General features: G+C 71.1%; 23 protein-coding genes. 8 read left to right on the top strand and 15 right to left on the bottom strand.

Annotated features, from left to right (window positions below):
• Positions 1–47: 47 nt before the first annotated feature.
• From ACFWN1_RS11880 to ACFWN1_RS11925, 10 genes are all read right to left on the bottom strand, one after another.
• Positions 48–1,817, bottom strand: a complete 1,770-nt coding sequence (locus ACFWN1_RS11880) for an IucA/IucC family protein (protein ID WP_384360165.1) — start codon at positions 1,815–1,817, stop codon at positions 48–50.
• Positions 1,814–2,344, bottom strand: a complete 531-nt coding sequence (locus tag ACFWN1_RS11885; RefSeq protein WP_384360167.1) for a GNAT family N-acetyltransferase — start codon at positions 2,342–2,344, stop codon at positions 1,814–1,816. Before ACFWN1_RS11885 ends, ACFWN1_RS11880 begins: the two co-directional genes overlap by 4 nt.
• Positions 2,341–3,615, bottom strand: coding sequence for a lysine N(6)-hydroxylase/L-ornithine N(5)-oxygenase family protein (locus ACFWN1_RS11890; RefSeq protein WP_384360169.1), 1,275 nt, complete (start codon positions 3,613–3,615; stop codon positions 2,341–2,343). Before ACFWN1_RS11890 ends, ACFWN1_RS11885 begins: the two co-directional genes overlap by 4 nt.
• Positions 3,599–5,041: a lysine decarboxylase DesA gene (gene desA / locus ACFWN1_RS11895; protein ID WP_384360171.1), complete on the bottom strand. Its 1,443-nt coding sequence runs from the start codon at positions 5,039–5,041 to the stop codon at positions 3,599–3,601. Before desA ends, ACFWN1_RS11890 begins: the two co-directional genes overlap by 17 nt.
• Before the next feature lie 130 nt (positions 5,042–5,171).
• Positions 5,172–6,017: a siderophore-interacting protein gene (locus ACFWN1_RS11900; RefSeq protein WP_384360172.1), complete on the bottom strand. Its 846-nt coding sequence runs from the start codon at positions 6,015–6,017 to the stop codon at positions 5,172–5,174.
• Between the two features lie 45 nt (positions 6,018–6,062).
• Entirely contained in the window at positions 6,063–7,109 is a 1,047-nt protein-coding gene (locus tag ACFWN1_RS11905; RefSeq protein WP_384360174.1) for an ABC transporter substrate-binding protein, read from the bottom strand.
• Between the two features lie 118 nt (positions 7,110–7,227).
• A complete protein-coding gene (locus tag ACFWN1_RS11910; protein ID WP_384360176.1) occupies positions 7,228–8,388 on the bottom strand; it encodes an acyl-CoA dehydrogenase family protein in 1,161 nt (386 codons plus the stop codon).
• Between the two features lie 5 nt (positions 8,389–8,393).
• Positions 8,394–9,329 (bottom strand): hydroxymethylglutaryl-CoA lyase, encoded by a 936-nt coding sequence (locus ACFWN1_RS11915; RefSeq protein ID WP_384360222.1) that lies wholly within the window; start codon positions 9,327–9,329, stop codon positions 8,394–8,396.
• A gap of 11 nt (positions 9,330–9,340) precedes the next feature.
• Positions 9,341–11,287, bottom strand: a complete 1,947-nt coding sequence (locus ACFWN1_RS11920; RefSeq protein ID WP_384360178.1) for a biotin carboxylase N-terminal domain-containing protein — start codon at positions 11,285–11,287, stop codon at positions 9,341–9,343.
• A gap of 17 nt (positions 11,288–11,304) precedes the next feature.
• Entirely contained in the window at positions 11,305–12,921 is a 1,617-nt protein-coding gene (locus tag ACFWN1_RS11925) for a carboxyl transferase domain-containing protein (protein WP_384360180.1), read from the bottom strand.
• Positions 12,922–13,007: 86 nt separating this feature from the next.
• On the opposite strand from ACFWN1_RS11925, the gene ACFWN1_RS11930 reads away from it, so the two are divergent.
• From ACFWN1_RS11930 to ACFWN1_RS11950, 5 genes are all read left to right on the top strand, one after another.
• Positions 13,008–13,604 carry a TetR/AcrR family transcriptional regulator gene (locus ACFWN1_RS11930; protein ID WP_384360182.1) on the top strand — a complete coding sequence of 199 codons (597 nt, stop codon included), beginning with the start codon at positions 13,008–13,010 and terminating at the stop codon, positions 13,602–13,604.
• Positions 13,605–13,643: 39 nt separating this feature from the next.
• Positions 13,644–14,219, top strand: a complete 576-nt coding sequence (locus tag ACFWN1_RS11935) for a Uma2 family endonuclease (RefSeq protein ID WP_384360184.1) — start codon at positions 13,644–13,646, stop codon at positions 14,217–14,219.
• 113 nt (positions 14,220–14,332) lie between these two features.
• Positions 14,333–15,490 carry an acyl-CoA dehydrogenase family protein gene (locus tag ACFWN1_RS11940; RefSeq protein WP_384360186.1) on the top strand — a complete coding sequence of 386 codons (1,158 nt, stop codon included), beginning with the start codon at positions 14,333–14,335 and terminating at the stop codon, positions 15,488–15,490.
• A gap of 36 nt (positions 15,491–15,526) precedes the next feature.
• Positions 15,527–16,393, top strand: coding sequence for an acyl-CoA thioesterase (locus tag ACFWN1_RS11945; protein ID WP_384360188.1), 867 nt, complete (start codon positions 15,527–15,529; stop codon positions 16,391–16,393).
• Between the two features lie 420 nt (positions 16,394–16,813).
• Positions 16,814–17,272, top strand: a complete 459-nt coding sequence (locus ACFWN1_RS11950) for a hypothetical protein (RefSeq protein ID WP_384360190.1) — start codon at positions 16,814–16,816, stop codon at positions 17,270–17,272.
• Between the two features lie 82 nt (positions 17,273–17,354).
• Here the strand turns inward: ACFWN1_RS11950 and ACFWN1_RS11955 are convergent, their stop codons facing one another.
• Together ACFWN1_RS11955 and ACFWN1_RS11960 are read right to left on the bottom strand one after the other, a co-directional pair.
• Entirely contained in the window at positions 17,355–18,143 is a 789-nt protein-coding gene (locus ACFWN1_RS11955) for a phosphatase (RefSeq protein ID WP_384360192.1), read from the bottom strand.
• Positions 18,144–18,210: 67 nt separating this feature from the next.
• Positions 18,211–19,734 carry a helix-turn-helix domain-containing protein gene (locus ACFWN1_RS11960; RefSeq protein WP_384360194.1) on the bottom strand — a complete coding sequence of 508 codons (1,524 nt, stop codon included), beginning with the start codon at positions 19,732–19,734 and terminating at the stop codon, positions 18,211–18,213.
• A 326-nt stretch (positions 19,735–20,060) separates the two neighbouring features.
• Here ACFWN1_RS11960 and speB point away from each other — a divergent pair, with 326 nt between their 5' ends.
• Positions 20,061–21,029 carry an agmatinase gene (gene speB, locus ACFWN1_RS11965; protein WP_384360196.1) on the top strand — a complete coding sequence of 323 codons (969 nt, stop codon included), beginning with the start codon at positions 20,061–20,063 and terminating at the stop codon, positions 21,027–21,029.
• Complete coding sequence (locus ACFWN1_RS11970) at positions 21,026–22,711, top strand: thiamine pyrophosphate-binding protein (protein ID WP_384360198.1); 1,686 nt, start codon at positions 21,026–21,028, stop codon at positions 22,709–22,711. The genes speB and ACFWN1_RS11970 overlap by 4 nt, the downstream gene beginning before the upstream one ends.
• A gap of 58 nt (positions 22,712–22,769) precedes the next feature.
• On the opposite strand, the gene ACFWN1_RS11975 is transcribed toward ACFWN1_RS11970, so the two are convergent.
• The 3 genes from ACFWN1_RS11975 to ACFWN1_RS11985 form a co-directional block, all read right to left on the bottom strand.
• Positions 22,770–23,573, bottom strand: a complete 804-nt coding sequence (locus ACFWN1_RS11975) for an endonuclease I family protein (RefSeq protein ID WP_384360200.1) — start codon at positions 23,571–23,573, stop codon at positions 22,770–22,772.
• A gap of 152 nt (positions 23,574–23,725) precedes the next feature.
• Positions 23,726–24,412, bottom strand: a complete 687-nt coding sequence (locus tag ACFWN1_RS11980; protein ID WP_384360202.1) for an alpha/beta fold hydrolase — start codon at positions 24,410–24,412, stop codon at positions 23,726–23,728.
• A gap of 318 nt (positions 24,413–24,730) precedes the next feature.
• A complete protein-coding gene (locus tag ACFWN1_RS11985) occupies positions 24,731–25,147 on the bottom strand; it encodes an ATP-binding protein (RefSeq protein ID WP_384360204.1) in 417 nt (138 codons plus the stop codon).
• A 163-nt stretch (positions 25,148–25,310) separates the two neighbouring features.
• Between ACFWN1_RS11985 and ACFWN1_RS11990 the strand changes: the two genes are divergently transcribed.
• A complete protein-coding gene (locus ACFWN1_RS11990; RefSeq protein WP_384360206.1) occupies positions 25,311–26,459 on the top strand; it encodes a helix-turn-helix domain-containing protein in 1,149 nt (382 codons plus the stop codon).
• Positions 26,460–26,549 lie beyond the last annotated feature (90 nt).

The following is a 26,549-nucleotide window of genomic DNA, read 5'->3' on the forward strand; positions in this document are numbered from 1 at the left end:
CCCCGGAGGACCGTCTCCGGGGTGCCCGTGGTCTCGCGTACGGCCCCTCAGCGCCCGGCGAGCGGGTTCTCGAGGGTGCCGATGAGCTGGAGCGCGCCGGACGGGTCGGCGAGGTCCACCATCTGCTTGTTGTCGCGCAGCTGGAGCCGGTTCAGGCAGGACAGCGCGAACCGGGGCGCGAACATGTCGTACCGCTCGAACTTCTCCGCGAGCCGCGGGTTCGCGTCCTGGTACTCGCGGGTGGTCTCCGCGACCGTGTCCCAGAACGCGTCCTCCGTGAGCACGCCGTCGGCGGCCAGATTGGCGGCGAGGAAGCGGAAGAAGCAGTCGAAGACGTCGGTGAAGATCGACAGCAGCTTCTTGTCCTCCGGCACCTCCACCCGGATGCGCCGGACCTCCGGCGGCAGGGCCGCGTCCGGGTCCATGACGGCGATCTCCTCGGCGATGTCCTTGAACACCGCGCGCCGGACCGCGCCGTCCTTGAGCACCAGGATGACGTTCTCCCCGTGCGGCATGAACACCAGGTCGTAGGCGTAGAAGCTGTGCAGCAGCGGCACGTAGTAGGCCCGCAGGTAGTCGCGCAGCCAGCCGGCCGGTGTGCGGCCGGAGCGCTCGATCAGCGCGCCCGCGAAGGAGGCGCCGTCGTCGTCGGTGTGCAGCAGGGAGGCCATCGTCGCCAGCGACTCGCCCTCGGCGAGGCGGGACACCGGGGACTCGCGCCACAGGGCGGCCAGCATCTTCCGGTAGGGGGAGTGGCGGTTGGTGGCCCGCTCGTACTCCAGGTGCCGGTAGCCGACGGCGGCCTGCTCGCGGATGATCGTGAGGCCGGTCCCGGAGAGCACCGGGTCGTTCTCGATCAGCCGGGCCAGCCAGTCGTTGATCGCCGGGGTCGCCTCCATGTACGCGGCCGACAGACCGCGCATGAAGCCCATGTTGAGCACGGACAGCGCCGTCTTCACATAGCTCTTCTCGGGATGCGTCCGGTTGAAGAACGTCCGGATGGACTGCTGGGCCAGGTACTCGTCGTCGCCCTCGCCCAGGCACACCAGGTTGCGGCGGGCCACCTCGGCGGCGAAGGTCACGCTGAGCTTGTTCCACCACTGCCAGGGGTGGACCGGGATCAGCAGATAGTCGTCCGCGTCGAGCCCCTGCCCGGTGAGCACGCCCCGGAACCGCTCCAGGGTGGCCTCGCCCAGCTCGCGCCGGAAGAACTCCTCGTACTCGACGCCCGCGCCGGCGGTGAACGCTGCCCGCGAGCGGTGCGCGGCCAGCCAGACCAGCTTCACCGGGCTCGCCGTCTCCGGCGCGTACGCCAGGTACTCCCGGACGCCGAAGCCGAGCCGGCCGTTGTTGGCCACGAAGCAGGGGTGGCCCTCGGTCATCCCGGTCTCGATGTCCTGGAACGAGGCGCCGGCCAGTTCCCGGGCGCTGACCCGGGGCTTGGTCAGCTTGTAGCAGGTGCCGGACAGGGTGGCGGAGATCTCCTCCAGGTAGACCGGCAGGATCTCCTCGCTCAGCCCCAGGGTCTCCCGCAGCTCGATGAAGAAGTCCAGTGCGGCGAGCGGGAGTTCCCCGCCCTCGCGGTGCCGGGTGATCGAGCCGGCGTCCACCTGCCAGTGGTCCAGGCCCCGGCGCACGGCTGCGAAGCGATACGAGGTGAGCTTGTCGTCGCTGCGGACGACGTACTCCTCGCCTTCCGGCTCGGGGGTGAGCAGGCGCTCGTGCGCGAACTCGGCGAGGGCCTTGCGGAGCAGCAGGCGGTTGGCCTTCTCCCAGCGCTCGGGGGAAAGGTGGGCCACGGAGTCGGCGAGGGTCATGCCGTCACCCCCGTCGCCGCCTCGAACCGTTCCCGGGTGCAGAAACTCAGCAAGGCGCGCTTCTCCGGCTTCTCCATCTCGCCCTCGGGCACGAACCCGACGGCCTCGTTCAGCGCGTGCACGGCGGTGTTGCGCACATCGGGTTCCACGACGACCCGCAGGGTGCCCGGGTCGGAGAAGAGGTGCGCCATCACGGCGGTGATGACCCGCCGGGTGAACCCGTGCACGGGGGTGTCGGTGGGCGCCACCAGGAAGTGCATGCCGACGTCGCCCGGCCGGGCCTCGTACAGCCCGGCCAGCTCGCGGTGCGCGGGGTCGTAGCTCTCCATCAGGAACACCGGCACCCCGTCGTCCAGGCCGAGGAAGGCGTGGTGGTGCTCGTCGGCCACGATCTCCGTGTAGGCACGCTCGACGTCCACAAGCTTCGCGTCCCGCATCATCCAGAACGCGGCCTTCGGATCGGTCACCCAGCCGTGCACCAGGCTCGCGTCCTTCAGGGGGTCGAGCGGGCGGATCGTGAAGGTCATACGGCGAACTCCTGGAAAGCGATGGTCTTCTCGACCGGGTAGTACTCCGAACCGAGCAGCTCGCGGATGATGGAGGCGTTGCGGTAGGCACCCATGCCCAGGTCGGGGCTGGTGATGCTGTGGGTGTGGACGCCGGCGTTCTGGAGGAAGACACCGCGGCCGGTGACGTCGATGGCGTAGTTGCGGGCCAGGTCGAAGTTGCCGTGGGTGTCGTAGCGCAGGCGGTCGCGGACCGGCCGCAGGAACTCCGGCTCGCGGTACCGGTAGCCGGTGGCCAGCACCAGGCCCTCGCTCTCCAGCTCGTAGTCCTTGCCCTGCTCCTCCTGACGGAGGGAGAGGGTGTAGGTGCCGTGCTCGTAAGTGGCGCTGTTCAGCGTGGAGTTGGTGAGCAGCCGGGTCTGGATCGGGCCGCCGAGGTTCTTCCGGTAGAGCAGGTCGAAGATCTCGTTGATCAGCTCGCCGTCGATGCCCTTGAACAGGCCCTTCTGCCGGTCGGTGATCCGGTAGCGGGTGTCCTCGGGGAGCGCGTGGAAGTAGTCGATGTACTCCGGGGAGGTCATCTCCAGCGTGAGCTTGGTGTACTCCAGCGGGAAGAAGCGCGGGGAGCGGGTGACCCAGTTGAGCCGGTAGCCGTGGACGTCGATCTCGCTGAGGAGGTCGTGGTAGATCTCGGCGGCCGACTGCCCGCTGCCGACCAGGGTGATGGAGCGCTTCTTCCGCAGCTCCGCCTTGTTGTCCAGATAGCGGGAGTTGTGGCTGAAGTCGCCGCCCAGGCCCTCGCACGCCTCCGGGATGTAGGGCGGGGTGCCGGTGCCCAGGACCAGGTGCCTCGCGCGGTAGGTGTCGCCGGCGTCGGTGTGCACCGTGTACAGCCCGTCCGCGAAGGTGACCTCGGTGACCGTGGTGCTGAAGCGGACGCTGGTCAGCTTGGCCGCGGCCCAGCGGCAGTAGTCGTCGTACTCGACGCGCAGCGGGTAGAAGTTCTCCCGGATGTAGAACGAGTACAGCCGGCCCTTCTCCTTGAGGTAGTTGAGGAAGGAGTACGGCGAGGTCGGGTCGGCCAGGGTGACCAGGTCGGACATGAACGGCGTCTGGAGGTGGGCGCCCTCCAGGAACATCCCGGCGTGCCACTCGAAGTCGGGCTTGGAGTCGAGGAAGACGCCGTTCAGCTCCTCGACGGGCTCGGTGAGACAGGCCAGGCCGAGGTTGAAGGGGCCGAGGCCGATCCCCACGAAGTCGAGGACGGGGCTGGCTTCAGGAAGCGCGGTCAAGGGACTCTCCCAGGTACTGCTCGGCGTGGCCGGCGATCAGATCGAGGACGGCGGCGATGTCGGCCGCGGTGGTCTCGGGGTTGAGCAGGGTGAACTTCAGGTGGTGGCGGCCACCGACCTTGGTGCCCGCGACCACGGCGTCCCCGGAGGCGAACAGGGCCTTGCGGGCGTGGAGGTTGGCGCGGTCGATCGCGGCCGGGTCGGTGACGTCCGCCGGGACGTAGCGGAAGACCAGGGTGGACAGCGAGGGCGCCACGACCACGTCGTAGCGGGGGTCGGCGGCGAGCATCCGCCAGCCTTCCCGGGCCAGTTCGCAGACTTCGTCGAAGAGTTCGCCGATGCCGTCGGCGCCCATCACACGCAGCGTCATCCACAGCTTGAGCGCGTCGAAGCGGCGGGTGGTCTGGAGGGACTTGTCGACCTGGTTGGGGATGCGCTCCAGCACCGTGCGGCGCGGGTTGAGGTACTCCGCGTGGTAGGTGGCGTGCCGCAGGGTGGCCGCGTCCCGGACCAGTACGGCGGAGGAACTCACCGGCTGGAAGAAGGACTTGTGGTAGTCGACGGTGACCGAGTCGGCGCGCTCGATGCCGTCGATGCGGCCGCGGTGCTTCAGCGAGGTGAGCAGTCCGCAGCCGTAGGCGGCGTCCACGTGCATCCACACGCCGAACCGGGAGCACAGCTCCGCGATCTCGGGGAGGGGGTCGATGGAGCCGAAGTCGGTGGTGCCGGCGGTGGCGACGACGGCCATCGGGACCAGGCCGTCCCGGACGCAGCGCTCCAGCTCGTGGGCGAGGGCGACGGTGTGCATCCGCTTGTCGTGGTCGACCGGGACGACGACGACCGCGTCCGGGCCGAGGCCGAGGAGTCCGGCGGACTTCTGCACGCTGAAGTGGCTGACCTCGGAGGTGAAGATCCGCAACTGGCCGAAGGACCCGGACTTGGCCTCCTCGCGGGCCAGCAGCAGCGCCTGGAGGTTGGACTGGGTGCCGCCGGAGGTGAACACGCCGTCGGCGGCGGGTCCGAGGCCGATACGGGCGTTGGTCCAGTCGATCAGTCTCCGCTCGATGAGCGTGCCGCCGGCCGACTGGTCCCAGGTGTCCAGGGAGGAGTTGACCGCGCAGAGCACGGCCTCGCCGACCACCGCCGGGATGACGACCGGGCAGTTGAGGTGAGCGAGGTAGCGGGGGTGGTGGAAGTAGACGGCGTCCCGGAGGTAGACCTCCTCCAGCTCGTCCAGCGCGGCCGTGGTGTCGCCGAGCGGCTGGTCGAGGTCCACGGAGTCGACGCGTGGAGCGAGGCCGTCGGCGGTGATGCCGGTGAACGGGCTTGCGACGGTGGCGAGTCTGGCCGCCACCCGCTCTACTCCTTCGGTCACGGAGCGGCGGTACGTCTCCGCGGTGAGGCCATTGAGCAGGTGCGAGCGCATGAGGGGGTCCTCCGGGGGAAACGCGACGGGGAGTGAAGTTCCGCGGCTTCAACTTAGGTAAGCCTAACCTAAGCTAGCGTCGGATGTCTCGCTCTTCCCGCGACGGCCGTGGCTCCCGGTGGTCCACGGCCTACGCGCCGCTCGCGCGCAGCTGTTCCTCGTTCAGCCCGCGCCGCCAGTAGCCGACGAAGGTCACCCGCCGCCGGTCGGTGCCGCGCTCGCCGACGAAGTGCCGGCGCAGCTCCCTCACCTGCCCGGCCTCGCCCGCGAGCCAGACGTACGGGCGTGTGTGCGGGGGCAGTTCGGCCGCACGCAGGGACTCGACGGCCGAGGGTGCGCCCTCCTGCCGTACCAGCCAGGTGATGCGGGCGTCCGCCTCGGTGCGCACGTCCTGGATGTCCCCGGCGCGCGGCACCTCCAGCCAGGCGTGCACCCGGGCGGACGCCGGCAGCGACTCCAGCACGGCGGTCGCGGCGGGTACGGCGGTCTCGTCGCTCCACAGCACTACCAGGTCGGTGTCCTCCGGCGGGCGGAAGCGGACGGCGCGGTTGTCGGCGACCGCCGGACCGAGCAGCAGCACCCGGTCGCCCGGGGCGGCACCGGCGGCCCAGCGGGAGGCGGGGCCGGCCGGGACCGGGGCGCCGGGCTCGGTGCCGTGCAGGGCGAAGTCGATGTCGATCTCGTCCGGGTCCCGGCGCAGCGCCCGCAGGGTGTACGAGCGCATCACCGCCCGTACGTCGTCCGGGAGTTCACGCCAGGCGTGCCACCAGTCGTCGCCCAGGTCCATGGGGACCACGGGTTCGCGCCGGCCCGGCCGAGGCAGGAACAGCGACAGGGACTGGTCGCGGCCGAGCGACTGGAACTCGCTCAGTCCGGGTCCGGTGAAGGTGACCCGGAGCAGAGACGGGCCGAGCCGCCTCGTCCGGGCCACCTGGAGGGCGAAGAAACGGAACGGGGCGGCTACGGCCGTCGTCATGCGGGGCTCCTGAACGTCAGGAAGGGTTCAGACGGACAGGAGGGGCTAGCTGACCTTCCTGGCCGTCTCGATGGCCTTGGCGAGGTTCTCCAGCAGCGGCGCGCACTTGTCGTAGGACAGGATCGGCTCGGCGGCGCGGGGGATGACCTGGCCGGCCTTGACGGCGGGCAGCTTCTTCCAGGTGGCCTTGGTGATGTCGGCGGGCTGGAGGGCGACCGAGCGGTCGTCCATGATGATGACGTCGGCCGGGTGCTTGTCGACGTTCTCCCAGCTCAGCGTCTCGAACCAGCCGCCGGTGGGCTTCTTGGCCGCCTCCGAGGGCTCGACGAAGTTCACGCCGAGGGACTTGAAGTACTCCAGGTCCGCGGAGAGGTTGGTGCCGGAGACGTAGAACGCGTCCTGCGCGGCGGAGCCGGCCAGCACCTTGATCTCGGGGCGGGACTTGGCCGCCTCGCGCAGCCGGGCCGCGGCCGCCTCGAAGCGCTTCCTGGCGTCGGTCACCTTGGCCGACTTCAAGTCCGCGCCGAGGGACTCGGCCAGCTCCCACACCCGCTGGAGGGGGCCGGTGAGCGGGCGGTCGTAGACCGAGACGGCGACGCCGGGTGCCAGTTTGGCTATCTTGGCGGCGGACTCCTGGGGCACGTACCAGAGGGTGCCCTGGGGGTCGAAGGTCGTGGTGATGAGGACCTGGGGGGCGAAGGCCGCGTACTCCTCGACGTTGAACTGGTTGAAGACGTTGCCGAAGACGGTCAGCTTGCTGACGTCCATGTCGCCGGCCTGCACATCGGCCTTGCCGTCCTTGGTCCTGGTCGGGCCGAAGACGCCCTTGACCTCGATGCCGTAGTCGTACAGGGCGGCGGCGACACCGGTGAAGGCGACGATCTTCGTGGGGACCGAGTCCAGCTTCACGGTCTGGCTGCGGTCGTCCTTGAAGCTCCACGCGCCGGACTTGCCGGGCCCCGCCTGCCCCTCGGAGCCCCCGCCCTTCCCCTTGTCGTCCCCGCAGGCGGCGAGCGCGGCGCCGAGACCGAGGGCGCCGCCGGCGGCGAGGATGCCGCGACGAGTGAGGTGGGTGGCACGGGTGTGGGACATGGGTATGACTGCTTTCGACCGGGGCGGACACCGCCTGACCAATTCGAAGCAAGGTTAGCCTAACCTTGCTAGATGTCCAGGGCCGGGATGCCCGCCGCCGTCGGGGTGTTCGCAGAGGTCAGCCGGTCAGGCCCAACTCCCGTGCGATCAACATGCGTTGGACCTCGCTGGTGCCCTCGCCGATCTCCAGGATCTTGGAGTCCCGCCACATGCGGGCCACCGGATACTCGTTCATGAAGCCGTAGCCGCCGTGGATCTGGGTGGCGTCGCGGGCGTTGTCGACGGCGACCGTGGAGGAGTGCAGCTTGGCGATGGCCGCCTCCTTCTTGAAGGGCTCGCCGGCCACCAGGCGGGCCGCCGCGTCGCGCCAGGAGAGGCGGGCGGTGTGCGCCTTCATCTCCATGTCGGCGAGCTTGAACTGGATGGCCTGGTTGGTGCCGATGGCCCGGCCGAACGCGTGCCGCTCCTTGGCGTAGCGCAGCGACTCGTCCACGCAGCCCTGGGCGAGCCCGGTGCCCAGCGCGGCGATGGCGATACGGCCCTCGTCCAGGATGCGGAGGAACTGGGCGTAGCCACGGCCCTCTTCGCCGAGCAGGTTGGCGGCCGGTACCCGGACGTCCTGGAAGGACAGCTCGCGGGTGTCCGAGGCGTTCCAGCCCACCTTGGAGTAGGGGGCGGCGACCGTGAAGCCCGGCGTGCCCGAGGGCACGATGATCGCGGAGATCAGCGGCCTGCCGTCCGGCTTGCGGCCGGTGACCGCGGTGACCGTCACCAGGCCGGTGATGTCGGTGCCGGAGTTGGTGATGAAGCACTTGCTGCCGTTGATGACCCATTCGCCGGTGTCCGGGTCCAGCCGGGCCGTCGTACGGGTCGCGCCCGCGTCCGAGCCGCCGTCCGGCTCGGTCAGCCCGAACGCGCCCAGGATCTCGCCCGAACACAGCCGGGGCAGCCACTCGGCCTTCTGCTCCTCGGTGCCGAAGAGATGGATCGGCATGGCCCCCAGGGAGACGCCCGCCTCCAGGGTGATGGCCACCGAGGAGTCCACCCGGGCCAGCTCCTCCAGCGCGATGCCCAGCGCCAGGTAGTCGCCGCCCATCCCGCCGTACTCCTCCGGGAACGGCAGCCCGAACAGGCCCATCCGGCCCATCTCGCGGACGATCTCGTACGGGAACTCGTGCCGCTCGTAGAAGTCGCCGATCTTCGGCGCCACGACGTCGTGCGCGAACGCCTCCACCGTGCGGCGGAGTTCCTCCAGCTCGGGGCTGAGGCGGTGGTCCATGCTGATCACTGGTCCTTGTCGTGCTGGGTCGTGGTGCGAAGGGCGCGGACGGTGCGGGAGGGGCTCGGGCGGCCCAGATGGCCCGCCATCCAGACGCTGGTGGCGGTCAGTGCCTCCAGGTCGACGCCGGTCTCTATGCCGAGGCCGCGCAGCATCCACACCAGGTCCTCGGTGGCGAGGTTGCCGGTGGCGGACCTGGCGTACGGGCAGCCGCCGAGGCCGCCCGCGGAGGCGTCGACCGTGGTGACCCCGTGCTGGAGCGCCGCGTAGGTGTTGGCGAGCGCCTGGCCGTAGGTGTCGTGGAAGTGCACGCCCAGCCCGGCCGTCGGCAGGCCCGCCTCGTTCAGCTGGGTGAGCAGGGCGCGGACCTGGCCGGGTGTCGCCACGCCGATGGTGTCGCCGAGGCTCAGCTCGTCACAGCCCATGTCCTTCAGGGCCGCGCACACCCGGACCACCTGGGGGAGCGGTACCGCGCCCTCCCACGGGTCGCCGAAGCACATTGACACATAGCCGCGTACATGGGCGCCCGCGTCCCTGGCCTGCCGTACCACCGGCTCGAACACGGCCAGCGACTCGTCCACCGTGCGGTTGAGGTTGGCCTTGGCGAAGGACTCGGTCGCGCTGGCGAACACCGCGATCCGGCGTGCCCCGAGGGCCAGGGCCCGGTCCAGGCCGCGCTGGTTGGGGACCAGTACGGGGAGTTCGGCGTCGATGTCGGAGAGCTGCGGGAACAGCTCCTCGGCGTCGGCCAGTTGGGGCACCCACTGGGGGTGCACGAAGCTGGTCGCCTCGATGGTGGTCAGGCCCGCCGTGCGCAGGCGGCGGATGAACTCCGCCTTCACCTCGGTCGGTACTGCCGTCTTCTCGTTCTGCAGACCGTCCCGCGCGCCCACCTCGTGGATGCGGACCCGCGTGGGGAGGCCGGGGTCGGGGACGACCATGGGCAGCGCGTTCACTCGGTCTCCTCCTTCGGCGCGATGACGGCCAGCACCTGGTCCATGGCGACCGTGCTGCCGGGCGTCACGTCGAGTTCGGCGACCGTGCCGGCGTGCGGGGCGGAGACGACGTGCTCCATCTTCATCGCCTCCACTACCAGCAGACTCTGCCCGGCCTCGACCACATCGCCCACGGCCACCTTCACCACCGTCACCGTGCCCGGCATGGGCGCGGTCAGCGAGTCGGCGCCCGCGTGCGCGGAGCGGCTCAGCGAGGCGGCCACCGGGTCGTGGTCGCGCACCTGCCAGGCGTCACCGTCCCGGCCGAGCCAGTCGGCGGCGCGGCGGAAGGTGTGGCGGACGCCGTCCAGGGTGACGGTCACCCGGTCATCGGTGATTTCGGCAGTACGGGCGGCCCGGGTGACGGGTTCAAGTCCCGCGACACGCAAGGGGAACGACACCGGCTTCGGAGTCCCGCTCAGCCGCCAGCCGTCCGGCACCGAGAAGGGGTCCACCCAGCCGTCGCCTGTGGGCCGCAGCTCCTCCAGGCGTACGGCCGCCGCCGCCTCGTAGACCTCCTCCGGCACCCCGGACGGGATCAGGTCGTCCATCGCGCGCTCCACCAGCCCGGTGTCCAGTTCGCCCGCCACCACCGCGGGGTGCGCGAGCAGCCGGCGCAGGAAGCCCGCGTTGGTCGGGACGCCCAGGGTGACCGTCTCCGCGAGGGCCGCGCGGAGCCTGCGCAGGGCGGTCGCGCGGTCGGGGCCGTAGGCGATCACCTTGGACAGCATCGGGTCGTACAGGCTGCCGACCTCGGTGCCCTCGCTGAGCCCGGAGTCGGTGCGGACTCCGTCGCCCTGTGGCTCCGCCAGCAGCAGGACCGTGCCGCCCGAGGGGAGGAAGCCCCGGGAGCCCTCTCTGATGGACACAGTCTCGGCGCAGATGCGGGCCTCCACCGCGTGCCCGGTCAGCGTCACGTCCTCCTGCGCGAAGCCCAGCGGCTCACCGGACGCGACCCGCAGCTGCCACTCGACCAGGTCGAGCCCGGTGATCAGCTCGGTGACGGGGTGCTCGACCTGGAGGCGGGTGTTCATCTCCATGAAGTAGTACGAGGACGGGTCGCTGCCCGGCACGATGAACTCCACCGTGCCCGCGCCCCGGTACCCGCACGAGCGGGCCGCCTGCACGGCCGCCTCGCCCATCGCGGCGCGGGTCGCCTCGTCCAGCAGGACGCTGGGCGCCTCCTCGATGATCTTCTGGTGGCGCCGCTGGAGCGAGCACTCGCGCTCGCCTAGGTGCACCACGTTGCCGTGGCCGTCGGCGAGCACCTGGATCTCGATGTGCCGGGGGCGGTCGATCCACCGCTCCACCAGCAGGGTGTCGTCGCCGAAGGAGGCGCGGGCCTCGCGGCGGGCGGCCGCGATCTCCTCCTCCAGGGCGGAGACGTCCCGCACCAGACGCATCCCCTTGCCGCCGCCGCCCGCCGAGGGCTTGAGCAGCACGGGGGCGCCGATCTCCCGGGCGGCGTCGGCCAGTTGGGCGTCGGTGAGCCCGCTCCCGCTGGAGCCCGGCACGACCGGGACCCCGTACGCCGCCACCGTCTCCTTGGCGCGGATCTTGTCGCCCATCAGGGCGATGGCGTCGGCGGACGGCCCTATGAAGACGAGCCCCGCCTCCTCGCAGGCGCGCGCGAAGCCGGCGTTCTCGGCGAGGAAGCCGTAGCCGGGGTGGACGGCCTGGGCGCCGGTGCGGGCGGCGGCCTGAAGCAGCCGCTCCACCGACAGATAGCTCTCCGAAGCCGGCGCAGGGCCGATCCGGACAGCCGTGTCGGCCTCCCGGACGTGCCGTGCGTCGGCGTCGGCGTCGGAGAAGACCGCCACCGAGCGCACGCCTAGCGCACGGAGCGTGCGGATGACCCGTACGGCGATCTCGCCCCGGTTGGCGACCAGCACTGTGTCGAACACGGAAGTTCTCCTCCCTCTCACATCCGGAAGACGCCGAACCGGGGCTCTCCCAGCGGCGCGTTGGCACAGGCGGTCAGGGCGAGTCCGAGCACCTGACGGGTCTGGAGCGGGTCGATGACGCCGTCGTCCCAGAGGCGGGCGGTGGCGTAGTAGGCGCTGCCCTGGCTCTCGTACTGCGCGCGGATCGGGGCCTTGAAGGCGTCCTCGTCCTCGGCGGGCCACTCCTCGCCGCGCGCCTCCAGCTGGTCCCGCTTGACGGTGGCGAGCACCGAGGCGGCCTGTTCGCCGCCCATGACGGAGATCTTGGCGCCGGGCCACATCCACAGGAAGCGGGGGGAGTAGGCGCGGCCGCACATCGAGTAGTTGCCCGCGCCGTACGAGCCGCCGACGACCACCGTCAGCTTGGGGACGCGGGTGCAGGCGACCGCGGTGACCATCTTGGCGCCGTGCTTGGCGATGCCGCCCGCCTCGTAGTCCCGGCCGACCATGAAGCCGGAGATGTTCTGGAGGAAGACCAGCGGGATGCCGCGCTGGTCGCACAGCTCGATGAAGTGCGCGCCCTTCTGGGCGGACTCGGAGAACAGGATGCCGTTGTTGGCGACGATGCCGACCGGGTGGCCGTGGATACGGGCGAAGCCGGTGACCAGGGTCTGGCCGAACTCGGACTTGAACTCGCTGAACCGTGAGCCGTCCACCACGCGCGCGATGATCTCGCGCACGTCGTAGGGGGTGCGGGAGTCGACCGGGACCGCGCCGTACAGACCGAAGGGGTCGACCTTGGGCTCGACGGCCGCCGTCACCTCCCACGGGGCGTCCTTGCGGGCGGGGAGGGTGGCGACGATGTTCCGCACGATCCTGAGCGCGTGCGCGTCGTCCTCCGCGAGGTGGTCGGTGACGCCGGAGACGCGGGAGTGGACCTCGCCGCCGCCCAGCTCCTCCGCCGTGACGACCTCGCCGGTGGCGGCCTTCACCAGCGGGGGGCCGCCGAGGAAGATCGTGCCCTGGTCGCGGACGATCACCGCCTCGTCGCTCATCGCCGGGACGTACGCGCCGCCGGCCGTGCAGGAGCCGAGGACGGCCGCGATCTGCGGGATGCCGGCCGCGGACATGCGGGCCTGGTTGTAGAAGATGCGGCCGAAGTGGTCGCGGTCCGGGAAGACCTCGTCCTGCATCGGCAGGAAGGCGCCGCCGGAGTCCACCAGGTAGACGCAGGGCAGCCGGTTGTCGAGGGCCACCTCCTGGGCGCGCAGGTGCTTCTTCACCGTCAACGGGTAGTACGTGCCGCCCTTGACGGTCGCGTCGTTGGCGACGATCACGCACTCGCGCCCGCTGACCCGGCCGATCCCGGCGATCACCCCCGCCGCCGGGGCCTGTCCGTCGTACATCCCGTCGGCCGCGAGGGGGGCCAGCTCCAGGAAGGGGGAGCCGGGATCGAGCAGGGCGTCCACCCGGTCCCTCGGCAGCAGCTTGCCGCGCGCGGTGTGCCGGGCGCGCGCCTTCTCGCCGCCGCCGAGGGCCGCCGACGCCAGCTTGGCGCGCAGCTCCTCGCCCAGGGCGAGATGGGCCTGTTCATTGGCCCGCCAGGCCTCCGACGCGGGGTCTGCCGCGCTCGTCAGCTCCGGTGCCTCGTGCATCCCGAGAACCCCTCACCTTGTTAATGAGCGTTAACGCATTTCCCTCAGGTTAACGACCGCTAACCTCGCTGTCTACAATGACCCGCATGGCCAGCAGAACCGGCGCCCAGACCCGACGCCAGCAGATCCTCAAGGAGGCCGCCCGCCTCTTCGCCGAGCGCGGGTTCCACGGCGTGGGCGTGGACGAGATAGGGGCGGCGGTCGGCATCAGCGGCCCCGGCCTCTACCGGCACTTCCCCGGCAAGGACGCGATGCTCGCGGAGCTGCTGGTGGGCATCAGCGGCCAGCTCCTCACCGGCGCGCGCCGCAGGGTCGCCGAGGCGGAGGGGCGGGCCGGTGCCTCCGCCGTCCTGGACTCCCTCATCGAGGGCCACATCGACTTCGCCCTGGACGACCGCCCCCTGATCACCCTCCACGACCGCGAGCTGGACCGTCTGCGCGACAGCGACCGCAAGCTGGTCCGCCAGCTCCAGCGCCAGTACGTCGAACTCTGGGTCGGCGTCGTCCGCGAGGCCCATCCCGTGCTGACCGAACCCGCCGCCCGCTCGGCCGTCCACTCGGTCTTCGGCCTCCTGAACTCCACCCCCCACCTCGGCCGCTCCGGCACCCTCCCGGGCCGCGCGACGACGGCGGCGCTGCTGCACCGGATGGCACGGGGGGCGTTCGCGGCGGCGGAGTCCTGAACGGGTCCGCAGCAGGAAGCGTCTCAGTACGCTGACCTCATGGACTACGCGAAGATGCGCACGATCGCTGAAGAGCTTGGCGCCTACGCCGAGCGGCTCGAAGGAGCCTGGAGCGTCGAGATCGGTCCGTCCGGCCCGATACTGGCCATGATGTGTCCCTCGAAGCGTCATGAGGGCACGGTCAGCCGCATCCGCAACCAGCTCAACAGGCAGCTGCCCACCACCCACCCGGGCTACAGCTGCGAGAACGGCCCCGAGATCGAGCACCCGGCGATGGGGCGCATGCGCCGCCCGGACGCCCTGGTCATCCCGGAGGCAGCCCTGGACGAGGAAGGCATCGCGGTCGATGCCACCCAGGTGCTGGCGGTCATCGAGATCGTGTCTCCGTCGAACCCGGGCAATGACTACATCGAAAAGCTGGCCGACTACCCCGCCATGGGCATCGCCCACTACCTGATCGTCGACCCCCGTACCGGCACGATCGAAGCCCACTGCGACCCCTGCAAGGGCCGCTACGCCCGCAAGGACGCGTACATCTTCGGTGACACCGTCCCCTTCGGCCCCTGGCGGATCGACACCGCCGGCTTCCGGCGGTACGGCAGGGCGGGGAACTGACCGTCGGGGGTGGGGAAGCTCACCCTGGACGGTGACCGTACTCGCCGGTACCTTCGGTTGAGCAAGCGCTTGGACATGCCCTGTGTCATGCCGAGGTACGTGGAGGTGGCGGCGTGCGCCGTACGGTGTTCAACGAGGATCACGAGGCGTTCCGGGAGACTCTCCGGGACTTCATCGAGGCCGAGGTCGTGCCGGTCTACGACGAGTGGTTCGCCGCCGGGCAGGCTCCGCGCGACTTCTACCACAAGCTCGGTGAGCTGGGCATCTTCGGGATCAACGTGCCCGAGGAGTTCGGCGGCGCGGGGCTCGAGAGCCACAAGTTCGAGGCCGTCCTCTACGAGGAGACCGCCCGCGCGGGCGTCCAGTTCGGCGGCTCCGGCGTGCATGTGCTGCTCGCCCTCCCCTACATCAGGATGCTGGCCACGGACGAGCAGAAGAAGCGTTTCCTGCCCAAGTTCGTCACCGGCGAGGAGATGTGGGCCATCGCGATGACCGAGCCCGGCACCGGCTCGGACCTCGCGGGCATGAAGACCACAGCCAAGCTCTCCGAGGACGGCACGCACTACGTCCTCAACGGTGCCAAGACCTTCATCACCGGCGGTGTGCACGCCGACAAGGTCATCGTCTGCGCCCGCACCTCCGCCCCGAAGGAGGACGACCGCCGGTTCGGCATCTCCCTCTTCGCGGTGGACACCAAGTCCGAGGGCTACTCGGTAGGCCGCAAGCTGGACAAGCTCGGCCTGAAGACCTCCGACACCGCCGAACTCGCCTTCGTGGACGTCAAGGTCCCCGCCGGGGACCTGCTCGGCGAGGAGAACAAGGGCTTCTCCTACCTCGGCCACAACCTGGCCTCCGAGCGCTGGGGCATCGCCTTCGGTGCCTACGCCCAGGCCAAGGCCGCCGTCCGCTTCGCCAAGAACTACGTGCGGGACCGCACGGTCTTCGGCAAGCCGGTCGCCCACTTCCAGAACACCAAGTTCGAGCTGGCCGCCTGCCAGGCCGAGGTGGACGCCGCCGAGGCCGTCGCCGACCGTGCCACCGAGGCGCTGGACGCCGGCGAGCTGACCCCCGCCGAGGCCGCCTCCGCCAAGCTGTTCTGCACCGAGGTCGCCCACCGCGTGATCGACCGCTGCCTCCAGCTGCACGGCGGCTACGGCTACATGAACGAGTACCCGATCGCTCGCCTGTACGCGGACAACCGCGTCAACCGCATCTACGGCGGCACCAGCGAGATCATGAAGTCGATCATCGCCAAGGACATGGGCCTGTAAGGCCCCCGCAATGACTGGCCGGTACAACTACCCGATATGAGCCAGGCACTTCAGGACCTCCTCGATCTGCTCGACCTGGAGCGGATCGAGGAGGACATCTACCGCGGGCAGTCCCGCTCCGTCGTCGTCCCCCGCGTCTTCGGCGGCCAGGTCGCCGCGCAGGCGCTGGTCGCCGCGGGCCGCACGGTCCCCGCCGACCGCGCCGCCCACTCCCTGCACGCGTACTTCCTGCGCGCCGGCGACCCCGGCGCGCCGATCGTGTACAGCGTCGACCGCATCCGCGACGGACGCTCCTTCACCACCCGCCGGGTGGTCGCCGTGCAGCACGGCAAGCCGGTCTTCCACCTCTCGGCGTCCTTCCAGGCGTACGAGGACGGCCTCGACCACCAGGCCCCCATGCCGCCCGCCCCCGACCCGGCCGGCCTGCCGACGTCCCAGGAGAGGCTGCGCGGCTACGCCCACCTCGACCCCGAGACCGTGGAACGCTTCCTGGAGGCCCGCGAGGCGATCGACCTGCGGTACGTGGAGGAGCCGCCGTACGGCGAGTTCGGCGCCCCGCGCGAGCCGCACAGCCAGGTCTGGTTCCGCGCCAACGGCAAGCTGGCCGACGACCCCTTGCTGCACGTCGTGCTCGCCACCTACGTCTCCGACATGACCCTGCTCGATTCGGTGCTGCTCGCCCACGGGCGCGGCGGCTGGGCCGTCGGGGACGTGGTCGGGGCCTCCCTGGACCACGCGATGTGGTTCCACCGTCCCTTCCGCGCCGACGAGTGGCTGCTCTACGACCAGGAGTCACCCTCCGCGCACGGCGGCCGTGGCCTGGGCCAGGCCCGGATCCACACGACGGACGGCAGGCTCGCCATCTCGGTCGTCCAGGAGGGCGTGGTCCGCGTACCCCGGTGACGCGTCAGATCCGCCGCCGGGCGCCGGACCTGACACGCCGTCCCGGTCGTCCGCCGCCCTTCGTACGGGCCCGGTTGCGGGCGCCGGGGCGCTGTGCGGCCCGGGGCTGCGAGAACCTGTCACTCGGTACGCCGCTCAACATGACGCGCGACGCATCCGGGACTAGGCTCTATGAGTGAAGGGCCGCAGCACACGGCATGCCCGGCCGACGAGGACCCGGATCTTCGGGGACCTCAGCCGCGACACCCGTCGGCGCACCTGCGCACCGGGTGGCTCGCAGGCGTCGGCGGTGCACGATCGTGCCGCTCAGCAGACTGCGGTGACACCTGAAGACCGTGCCGCAACTTCCTCTTCGCGGTGACGGCCATCCACCTCGCGCCCCAGATCGGGACGGCGAGAGACGATGGAAGGTAATTTCCCATGCGATCACAGCGCGTGAAGCGACTTGTCGCTCTGTCCGCCTCCGGCCTACTGCTGGCTGGCGGAGCAGCGATCGGCACGGCGGGCACCGCTTCAGCGACCCAGAACAGCCACCACGGCTCCTACAGCAACAACCACTGGGGCCACAACAACTGGAACAACAACCGGTGGAACGACGACGACTGGGGCTGGGGCAATAACTGGAACAACAACGGCTGGGGCGGCTACGGCCACGGCGGTTACGGTTATGGCCACGGCGGCTACGGCGGTGGCTACGGCCACGGCGGTTACGGCAACGGTGGCTATGGCGGTGGCTACGGCCACGGCGGCGGCTATGGCGGCGGTCACGGCGGCGGCGGCTACGGCGGCGGCGGTCACGGCGGCGGCTATGGTGGTGGCGGTCACGGCGGCGGCGGCCACGGTGGTGGCGGCGGCGGTGGCGGCGGTCACGGTCACTGACAGGAACACCGCAACCTGAGCGTGACGTGCGGCCCTCTTCGGGGGGCCGCACCTCGCGTCCCGGGACGGTTTCCGGCCCGGCTCAGACCAGCCCCGCCTCGCTCAGCAGATACGCCGTCATCGGGTCGTAGTACCGGGGGCTGACCACATGGTCGTCGAGCGGTACCGCCACCTGGAGGGTGCCCTCGGCCTCGGCGAGGAACAGCGCCGGGTCGTTGCAGTCGGCGTACCCGGCGGCGTCCACGCCGTGCTGCGCGGCGTACCCGGCCCAGCCGTGGTCGGCGACGACGAGGTCCGGCAGCTCGCGGCCCGCACGCTCGAGCCCGGTCAGAACGGCGCGCATCGGCTCCCCTGAGTGGGTGTGCCACAGCGTCGCGCCGTGCTCCAGCACGGCCACGTCCGCGAACTGCATGACATACCCCTCGTCGGTCTGCAGCCGTTCGGGGATGACGACGATCTCGCAGCCGGCGGCGCGCAGCGCGGCGGCGGTCGCCCGGTGCACGTCCAGCAGGCCGCCCGGATGCCCGGTGGCGAACAGCACCCGCTGCCGGTCCTCGGCCGCCTTGCGCAGCCGCAGCGCGAGCCGCTCCAGCGCGGCCACCGTCAGCTCCGGGTCGATGGTGTCCTGCCCGTACCGGTGCTCGGCGTCGTCGTTCACGCCGACCCGCTCGGCCATCACCGCGAGCACGTCCTGCTCGTCAGTCCAGCGGTCGCCCAGCTCCAGGCCGAGCCAGAAATGCCGGTCGCCGTTGGCCAGCCTGCGGTAGTGGGAGAGGTTGTTCTCGCGGGGCGTGGCCACGTCCCCCGCGATCCGCGTTCTCACCAGATGGTCGACGAGCTGAGCACGGCTGGGCGTCCCGGATATCGGCATGCCTCCCATTGTGAGGCAGCGGACGATCCGCCGTCTCCGGGACGCCCCTGTCGGATCTGGGCCGGAGCTACCCCTGCCGCAGGGCGAACCACAGCTCCATACGGACGTCCGGATCGTCAAGATCCGTGTCCAGCAGGGCCGCGCAACGGGTGACGCGCTGGCGGACGGTGTTGCGGTGCACGTCCAGTGCGACCGCCGTGCGGTCCCAACTCCCGTGCAGGGACAGCCAGGTGCGCAGGGTCTCGGTCAGCGCCGGGGCAGCCGCGAGCGGGGCGAGGAGCGCCCGCGCGTGCTCCGCCGCCTCCGCGCGCGGCAGCAGCTCCGACAGCCCCGGCCGGGCGCCGTGCCGGACCAGCGGGGTGCGGGTGGCACGGGCGCGGGCCAGCGCGCGGCCGGCCTGGGCGTCGGCGGCCGGCCAGCCGTCGGGCCCGGCGGGGGCGCTCACACCCAGCGTCCAGCCGGGCCGCGCCGCCGGTTCCGGCCCGGCGGGCACGAGCACGCGTACGACGTCACGGCCGAGGTCGATCAGGGGTGAGCCGAGCGCCGCGCCGAGGGCTGCCGCGCCCACGGGGTCGGGAGTGCCGTTCTCCGGGCTCTCCGGGCGGGCGTGCACCACGAGCCACCGGCCGTCGTCCCCGCCGCCGAGCAGCGCGGCCACCTCCGCCGGGGCCGAGCCCAGCAGCAGCCGGACCAGCGCGGAGGACCGGGCCGCGCCCGCCCCGCTCTGCTGCTCACCGGTCAGCAGGGAGAGCAGCACGGCGGCGACGGAGGCGATGGTGTGGTCCGCCGGTTCGCGCCGCCTCGTCGCCACGCCGAGCACGAACCCGCTGCTCCCGCCGAGGGCGTAGGCGGCGAGCTGGATGTCCCCGAGGGCGTCGGTGGCGGAGATGGGGGCGTCGCGGGCGGTGTCCGGTCGCACCACCCCCGTCAGCTTCCGCAGCGCCTCCTGCGTCCCCGGGGCCGGCGCCCGGCCCGCGCTCGCGATCACCGTGCCGTCCGGGCCGTGCAGGAGGGCGTGGGCGGAGAGGCGCCGGGCCAGCTGACGCAGGACCGAGGGGACCGGGTCGGGGCGGGCGGCCGCGGCGGCCAGGCTCTGCTGGGCCTCCGTGACCCGGCGCAGCTCGGCCAGACGGGCCCGCGCCATCAGCTGCCACACCGCGCGGGCCACCCCGGAGAACGTGGTCCGGGGCGGCACCTCCAGCAGCGGCAGCCCGTACGCCTCGCAGGCGTCGACCAGTGCGCGCGGCACCGTGTCATGCACCGGGGCCAGCCCGAAGCCGAGGGCCGCGCCGCCCGCCGCGACGATCCGGGACACGTAGTCCTCGAAATAGCGCCCCGAGCTCTCGACGTCGCCCGAGCCGGGAGCGCCCCCGGCCGCCCCCGGCACGTGCACCCCCGCCGTCAGCAGCAGCTCGCCCCCCAGCAGGTACGGGTACGGATCGGCCATCTCCGAGGTGTGCGCCCAGTGGATCACGGTGTCCGGGGCCGGGGGACCGGCGAGCTGCCGCAGCCCCAGGTCCTCGCGGGCCAGCAGCGCGGAGAGCGGCACGGGCGGGGTCGGCGGGACGACCGGTGCGGTCGGCTCGGACATGGTGTGCACATCCTCCTGTCGGCCCCGTTCATATGGATGAAACGTACACTTCGCAGTCGCTTTCCGGCCACCTATCGTCTAGCGGAACGGCAGCCACGGGTACGGGCGGACGTCCCCGCGATCCGCTGCCGCCGGCGTCCCCGCACCACCGCACGACACGCCACCGCACGACACGCCACCGGACATGAGCGCGTCCTAGCCGACTGGCGCGACCGCCTCGCCCGCCGGTCCACCGAACTCCCGTCCGAACCGGTCCCGGCTCACCAGTAGAGTCATAGGGAAAGCAGTACATGCGCGACGAAGCGCAAGAAAGAAGGCATTTCACGATGAGCAGCTCCGAGACGCCCCGCGGGCCGGTCGACTCCTCCCGCATCCCGCGCTACGCGGGCCCCGCGACCTTCGCCCGGCTGCCCCGGCTGGACGAGGTCGGCCGCGCGGACGTCGCCGTGGTCGGCGTGCCGTTCGACTCCGGCGTCTCCTACCGGCCCGGCGCCCGCTTCGGAGGCAACGCCATCCGCGAGGCGTCCCGGCTGCTGCGCCCGTACAACCCCGCGCAGGACGCCTCCCCGTTCGCCCTCGCGCAGGTCGCGGACGGCGGCGACATCGCGGTGAACCCGTTCGACATCAACGAGGCCGTCGGCACCATCGAGGCCGCCGCCGACGACCTGCTCGGCACCGGCGCCCGCCTGATGACGCTGGGCGGCGACCACACCATCGCGCTGCCGCTGCTGCGAAGCGTCGCCAAGAAGCACGGCCCGGTGGCGCTGCTGCACTTCGACGCGCACCTCGACACCTGGGACACCTACTTCGGCGCCGAGTACACCCACGGCACGCCGTTCCGCCGCGCGGTGGAGGAGGGCATCCTCGACACCGAGGCGCTGTCCCACGTCGGCACCCGGGGCCCGCTGTACGGCAAGCAGGATCTCACCGACGACGAGAAGATGGGCTTCGGCATCGTCACCTCGGCCGATGTCTACCGCCGGGGCGCCGACGAGGTCGCCGACCAGCTGCGTCAGCGCATCGGGGACCGCCCGCTGTACATCTCCATCGACATCGACTGCCTCGACCCGGCCCACGCCCCCGGCACCGGCACCCCGGAGGCGGGCGGCATGACCTCCCGCGAGCTGCTGGAGATCCTGCGCGGACTCGCCTCCTGCAACCTGGTCTCGGCGGACGTGGTCGAGGTCGCCCCGGCGTACGACCACGCCGAGATCACCTCCGTCGCGGCCTCGCACACGGCGTACGAACTCACCACCATCATGAGCCGTCAGATCGCGGAGGCACGCTCCAAGTGACGCACGACCACGACCTGGAACTCCGCCCGACCGAGGCGCAGACGGAGGCGGCCCTGAATCCCCCGCCGGGGCGCAACGGCGGCGACCTGGTCGTGGAGACCCTGGCCGGGCTGGGCGCGACGACCGTCTTCGGTCTGCCCGGCCAGCACGCGCTCGGCATGTTCGACGCGCTGCGCCGCTCCTCGCTGCGCCACATCGGCCTCCGGGTGGAGAACAACGCGGGCTTCGCGGCGGACGCGTACGGCCGGATCACCGGGGAGGCGGCGCCGCTGCTGCTGTCCACCGGACCGGGCGCGCTGACCTCGCTGGCCGCTCTCCAGGAGGCGGCGTCGGCCTCGGCGCCCGTCCTGGCGATCAGCAGCCAGGTCCCGACGGCCGGGCTCGGCGGTGGCCGGCACGGTTATCTGCATGAACTCCCGGACCAGTCGGCGTCGTTCCGGGGCGTGGTGAAGTCGGTGCACACGGTCCGCAGCCAGTCGCAGATCCCGTCCGCCGTCGCGGAAGCCTGGCGGTCGGCCCTCACCGCCCCGCACGGGCCGGTGTGGGTGGAGATCCCGCAGGACGTGCTCCTCGCGCAGACCCCGCTCCCGGTGGTGACGGCCCCGGACGCGACCCCGCAGGAACTCGTCCCGCGCGTCGAACTCACCGCTGTGGCCGCCGACTTGCTGTCCCGTGCGCTGCGTCCCGCGATCATCGCGGGCGGGGGAGTCGTACGGTCGGACGCCTCGGGCAAACTGCGGCAGCTCGCCGAGCGGCTGCGGGCCCCCGTGGTGACCACCTTCGGCGGCAAGGGTGCCTTCCCCTGGGAGCACCCGCTGTCCCTCCAGTCCTGGCTGGAGGACCGGCACATGACCGACCTGCTGGAGGACGCGGACGTCCTGCTGGTGGTCGGCTCCGGACTCGGCGAACTCTCCTCGAACTACCACACGTTCAAGCCGCGCGGCCGGGTGATCCAGGTCGAGGCCGACCTCGGCAAGCTGGAGTCCAACCACCCGGCGCTGGGCATCCACGCGGACGCCCGGCTCGCCCTCCAGGCCCTGCTGGAGACGGTGTCCGAACGGACGGACGAGACGGCTCCGGACCGGGTCCGAGACGTACTGTCCCGCATCGGGGACCGCCTCGCCGGACAGGAACTCGCCCTGGAGCAGAACGTGTTGGCATCCGTCCGCCGGGCGCTGCCGGCCGCCTCACCGTCCTTCTGGGACATGACGATCCTCGCCTACTGGGCCTGGTCCGCCTTCGACCCGCGCGGCGCCAACACCATGCACTCCGCCCAGGGCGCGGGCGGCCTCGGCTACGGCTTCCCCGCCGCTCTGGGCGCGGCCGCCGCCGACCCGACCCATCCGGTCCTCGCCGTCTCCGGCGACGGGGGCGCGCTGTACTCCATCGCCGAGCTGGCGACGGCGAAGCAGTACGACCTCCCCGTCACCTGGCTGATCGTCGACGACGGCGGCTACGGCATCCTCCGCGAGTACATGACGGACGCCTTCGGCGAGCCGACCGCGACGGAGCTGACCCAGCCGGACTACGTCGCGCTCGCGGAGTCCTTCGGGGTGCCGGGTGTGCGGACCTCCCCGGAGAGGCTGGGGGCTGACCTGTCCAAGGCGCTGGCCGCACCCGGGCCTTCGGTGGTCGTGCTGCCCGCGGTGCTGCGGATGTTCGCGCCCACGCACCTGGGCTGACCGCCCGGACGGTGGTGAACTCCCTCCTTCCGCAGGGGAGTTCACCACCGTCGTGCTCCTACCAGATCGCGTCGACCCACTCCGGGTGGTCGATGAACGGGTTCCGGTTGTGCTGGTAGGTGTCGTAGATGACCTGGTTGCGCTTCTCCTCGAAGGCGCTCGGCGGGTCCTCGTCGCTCCACTGCTTGAGTACGGACAGTTTGCCGATGTACGGGTTGCCGCCGTTGTCGACCTTCTCGTTGGGCTCCAGGTCGGCGAAGCCGTCGCCCCCGTCGTAGCGGACCGCCATGTAGAGGATCATCCGGGCCACGTCGCCCTTGTCCGCGTCGCGCGGCTCGAAGGAGTCGGAGTCGGTGAGGCTGCCGCCCCCGCCGCTGACCGCGCTGCCCCCGTTGTCGAAGTCCTTGTTGCCGCGAATGCTGTTGACCTGGACGTCCGCCGGGCGCAGGTGGTGCAGGTCGGTGCCGGGACCGGTCACCTCGCCGAAGTCGCCGTGCGACTTGGCCCACACGTGCTCGCGGTTCCAGTCGCCAGTGCTGCCGCCGTTGAGGGACTTGGCGCGGGAGACGCCGCTGTAGAGCAGGATCACGTTGCTGCTGTTGTTCGGGTCCTGGTCGGTGACCTTCAGCGCGTCCCAGACCGCCGCGTACGAGATCTTGCTCTGGCTGCTGATGATGGTGTGCAGCGAGGACTTGAGGCTCACGCCCGTCTTGCCGACGGCGTTCTTGTAGTACGTGGTGTCGTACGAGGTCGTCGTCGCGCTTGCCGGGCCGGCGACCGCGGCGGGCAGGGTGAGGCCGACGAGCAGGGCCGAGACGGCCAGTGCCGGAGCCTTCCAACGGTGCTTGTGCGTCACGGGCATGAGGGTGCCGATCTACGCGGGTTGATTGCGCGGAGAACGAGCGTGACATGGACACGCATAGAGGGCGGTGAAGGGGAGGTGACCGTTGTGTGTCGGGATCCGGCAAGTCGTGCTCTGAGCGCGGTCCGGCGCGGCGGTGGCTCTGGAGGGCGTCACTCCCCGGCCGCGTCGAGCAGCACCTCTGCCAGCTCGCGCGGCCGGGAGAACATCGGCCAGTGGCCGGTGTCCATGCGGACCAGCCGCCAGTGGCCGTCGGCCACCAACTGGGCGACGTCGTGCTCGGGTTCCTCCCCCTCGGGCGCGCAGAGGACGTAGGTCGCCCTGAGAGCGCTGAGCGGTCCGGACAGTACGGCGGGCTCGGTCAGGGTGCGGCCCGGGTGGGGCGTGGAGTCGGCCACGATCCGGGCGATCTGCTTCTCGGTGAGGTCGTGGCCGTCGTAGTGGGAGGCGGGGGCGGGCGGCCAGACGCCGTCGCTCCGGGCGAGGGATGCCGTGATGTCGGGCCATTCGCCGGCGAAGGACTCGCCGTCGGCCGGGAGGCTGGAGTCGAGGAACACGGTGTGTGCCAGCCGGTCCCCAAGGTGTTGTGCTGCCTGTCCCACCGGGATTCCGCCGTAGCTGTGCCCCACGAGGACGACCTCGCGCAGATCCAGCCGTTCGACCTCGTCGACGATGTCCTGCACGTGCGTCTGCTGCCCGGCCGGTGTCCCCTGCTTCTCGGCGAGGCCGGAGAGGGTCAGCGGGTGGGCGCCGTGACCGGCCGCCCGGAGGTGCGGTACGACGTCGTCCCAGGCCCATGAGCCCAGGCGGGCGCCCGGTACGAGTATGAAGTTGACCATGTGGGCACCGTAGCCGCTCACCTTGCGGTGATGATCAGCCTTTTTTCCAGCTCACGGACACCGGCTCCGGACAGGCGCACCTGCGCGCCGTGAGGTGGGTCCATGAAGTCGACCGCCTGGTCGTGGCGGATGATCCGATTCAGGGGGGGTACGTCTGCTTATCGTCTTCCGGCTCTCCGGCGGCGGTGCCCGGGTCGGGCTGAGTGTAGGGGGCAGTGGGGACGGTGCTGATCCGTAGGCACCCGTCCTGGCCGAACATCTCGATCAACTGGGACAGATGGGCTCGGGCCAGACTGCGACCGGGCTTCTCGTCGTCGCTCATTCGCACCCCTCCAGCTCCGCCCACACGACCTTGCCCCAGCGTCGCTCATTCGTGCCCCACTTGGTCGCCAGCTCGGCCACCAGGGCCAGGCCACGTCCGCCCTCCTCGTCGTCCGCCGGCGTGCACAGCTCGGGCAGCTCGCGGGAGAAGTCCGCCACGGCCACGCGTACCGTGCGCGGCGCGGTGCGCTCCACCACCACGCGGATGGACTCCCGTCGGGCATGCCGCACGGAGTTGGCCACCATCTCAGAGACGACCAGGGCGCCGACCTCGGCTAAGCCCTCCAGGCCCCACACCGCGCACGCGGTACGGACCAGGCGCCGTGCTGTGGCGGCGCTCTCCGGCTTCCGCGGCAGGGTCTCGCTGTAGCCGGGGTACCCGGTCCGACAGACCCGCGTTGTAGGTTGCGGCATATCGGTCTGCTTTCTTCAGATCGGCCAAGCCCCGGGGCAGTTCGCTCGGTCGCCGGGGCGCTGTGGGTTTTCAGATAACCGGCGTCCCTGATCGGGGGGAGGGGCCGCACCAGGGGCCAGGGGAGGGGCCAGTGCGGGTAGCTTGGTTATAGGAGGGCACGGTATGAACGACCGAGAAAGACGCGCTCAGTTCGGGGCGCACCTGGCGGGCCTGCGCAAGAACGCGGGTCTCTCCCAGACCCAGTTGGCCACGCGCTTATGCATCGCGTCCGGCACCGCCACGCTCACGCGGAACGAGGTCTCCCGGTGGGAGCGCGGCGGACGCATCCCGGACGCCTGGCTGCCGTCCCTCGCAACAGCACTCGAAGAGCCCCTGGCTGCCCTGCGACAGGCGGCGGCCGTCGCACAGGGCGATGCCCTCGCTGGCGCCCAGGTGGATGATGAGGACGACAGCCCGCACGCCGAGGTGCAACGCCTCGCCGGATGGCTGCTCATTCACGACAATGATCACGGCGGGGACCACGTGGCAGATGCCGCGCTCCAGGTGTGGCGGGCCGCCATGGCACGGATCAACGGTGACGACAAGTTCGCCCTGTCCGTGGCCGCCGAACTCGCCGAGGTCGCCGGATGGCTGCTGTTCGACGCCAACCGGCAGGACGAAGCGCGGTCCTGCTTCACGGAGACACTGCATCTCGCCCGGTTGGCCAGGAACCGGCCGCTGGAGTGGTTCGCACTCGATCTGTTGGCCATGCATGGCATCGAGAACGGCCGTGTCGGTGAAGTACTCTCCGTCTGCGACGAGTTGGACAACCAGTCCGCGCCGCCCCGTGTCGCCCTGCTGTCCGCCGTGCGTCGAAGCAGGGCGCTTGCGCTGGCCGGGGACCGGGCGCGCGCCACGAAGGCCATCAGGCGTGCACGCAGCTCCCTGGAAGACTCACTGCACCCTCGTGACCCCCGCTGGGCATGGTGGGTGGACGATGAAGAAATCAGTGGCCAGGAAGGCGAGGTGTTCCTGGCGCTCACCGACCAGACGCAGGCCGTCCCGTACTTCGAGCGGACGAACGAGCTCGTGACGGGAGGCAACGCGACGGGGCGGAACGCGTTCTTCTACCGGACGGCCGAACTCACGGCGCTGGCCGCCGCCGGGGCGTGGCGGGAAGCCGAAGCGTCGCTGTACCACCTTCCCCCGATCCTGAACACGGTGGCCTCCGCCCGCACCCGGCACCGGCTCGCAAAAACGCTGCGGGTCATCGAGCGGGACGCCCCGGCGTGGCTCACGGACACGGCCCGCGAGGTCGCAGCAGCCAGGTAGGACGTGTACACGTACGGAAGGTATCGAAGCGACGGCCCCCACACCTTCACGAACACCCGTGCAACCCTCTCCCAACCCCGGGAGTCAATC

Source organism: Streptomyces sp. NPDC058459, assembly GCF_042721685.1.
Taxonomy (GTDB): domain Bacteria; phylum Actinomycetota; class Actinomycetes; order Streptomycetales; family Streptomycetaceae; genus Streptomyces.

Bases quoted from the DNA above. Each gene is read 5' to 3' on its own strand.
- ACFWN1_RS11880 (WP_384360165.1), bottom strand. From the start codon at position 1,817: ATGACCCTCGCCGACTCCGTGGCCCACCTTTCCCCCGAGCGCTGGGAG.
- ACFWN1_RS11885 (WP_384360167.1), bottom strand. From the start codon at position 2,344: ATGACCTTCACGATCCGCCCGCTCGACCCCCTGAAGGACGCGAGCCTG.
- desA (WP_384360171.1), bottom strand. From the start codon at position 5,041: ATGCGCTCGCACCTGCTCAATGGCCTCACCGCGGAGACGTACCGCCGC.
- ACFWN1_RS11900 (WP_384360172.1), bottom strand. From the start codon at position 6,017: ATGACGACGGCCGTAGCCGCCCCGTTCCGTTTCTTCGCCCTCCAGGTG.
- ACFWN1_RS11905 (WP_384360174.1), bottom strand. From the start codon at position 7,109: ATGTCCCACACCCGTGCCACCCACCTCACTCGTCGCGGCATCCTCGCC.
- ACFWN1_RS11910 (WP_384360176.1), bottom strand. From the start codon at position 8,388: ATGGACCACCGCCTCAGCCCCGAGCTGGAGGAACTCCGCCGCACGGTG.
- ACFWN1_RS11915 (WP_384360222.1), bottom strand. From the start codon at position 9,329: ATGGTCGTCCCCGACCCCGGCCTCCCCACGCGGGTCCGCATCCACGAG.
- ACFWN1_RS11925 (WP_384360180.1), bottom strand. From the start codon at position 12,921: ATGCACGAGGCACCGGAGCTGACGAGCGCGGCAGACCCCGCGTCGGAG.
- ACFWN1_RS11930 (WP_384360182.1), top strand. From the start codon at position 13,008: ATGGCCAGCAGAACCGGCGCCCAGACCCGACGCCAGCAGATCCTCAAG.
- ACFWN1_RS11935 (WP_384360184.1), top strand. From the start codon at position 13,644: ATGGACTACGCGAAGATGCGCACGATCGCTGAAGAGCTTGGCGCCTAC.
- ACFWN1_RS11945 (WP_384360188.1), top strand. From the start codon at position 15,527: ATGAGCCAGGCACTTCAGGACCTCCTCGATCTGCTCGACCTGGAGCGG.
- ACFWN1_RS11950 (WP_384360190.1), top strand. From the start codon at position 16,814: ATGCGATCACAGCGCGTGAAGCGACTTGTCGCTCTGTCCGCCTCCGGC.
- ACFWN1_RS11955 (WP_384360192.1), bottom strand. From the start codon at position 18,143: ATGCCGATATCCGGGACGCCCAGCCGTGCTCAGCTCGTCGACCATCTG.
- ACFWN1_RS11960 (WP_384360194.1), bottom strand. From the start codon at position 19,734: ATGTCCGAGCCGACCGCACCGGTCGTCCCGCCGACCCCGCCCGTGCCG.
- speB (WP_384360196.1), top strand. From the start codon at position 20,061: ATGAGCAGCTCCGAGACGCCCCGCGGGCCGGTCGACTCCTCCCGCATC.
- ACFWN1_RS11975 (WP_384360200.1), bottom strand. From the start codon at position 23,573: ATGCCCGTGACGCACAAGCACCGTTGGAAGGCTCCGGCACTGGCCGTC.
- ACFWN1_RS11980 (WP_384360202.1), bottom strand. From the start codon at position 24,412: ATGGTCAACTTCATACTCGTACCGGGCGCCCGCCTGGGCTCATGGGCC.
- ACFWN1_RS11985 (WP_384360204.1), bottom strand. From the start codon at position 25,147: ATGCCGCAACCTACAACGCGGGTCTGTCGGACCGGGTACCCCGGCTAC.
- ACFWN1_RS11990 (WP_384360206.1), top strand. From the start codon at position 25,311: ATGAACGACCGAGAAAGACGCGCTCAGTTCGGGGCGCACCTGGCGGGC.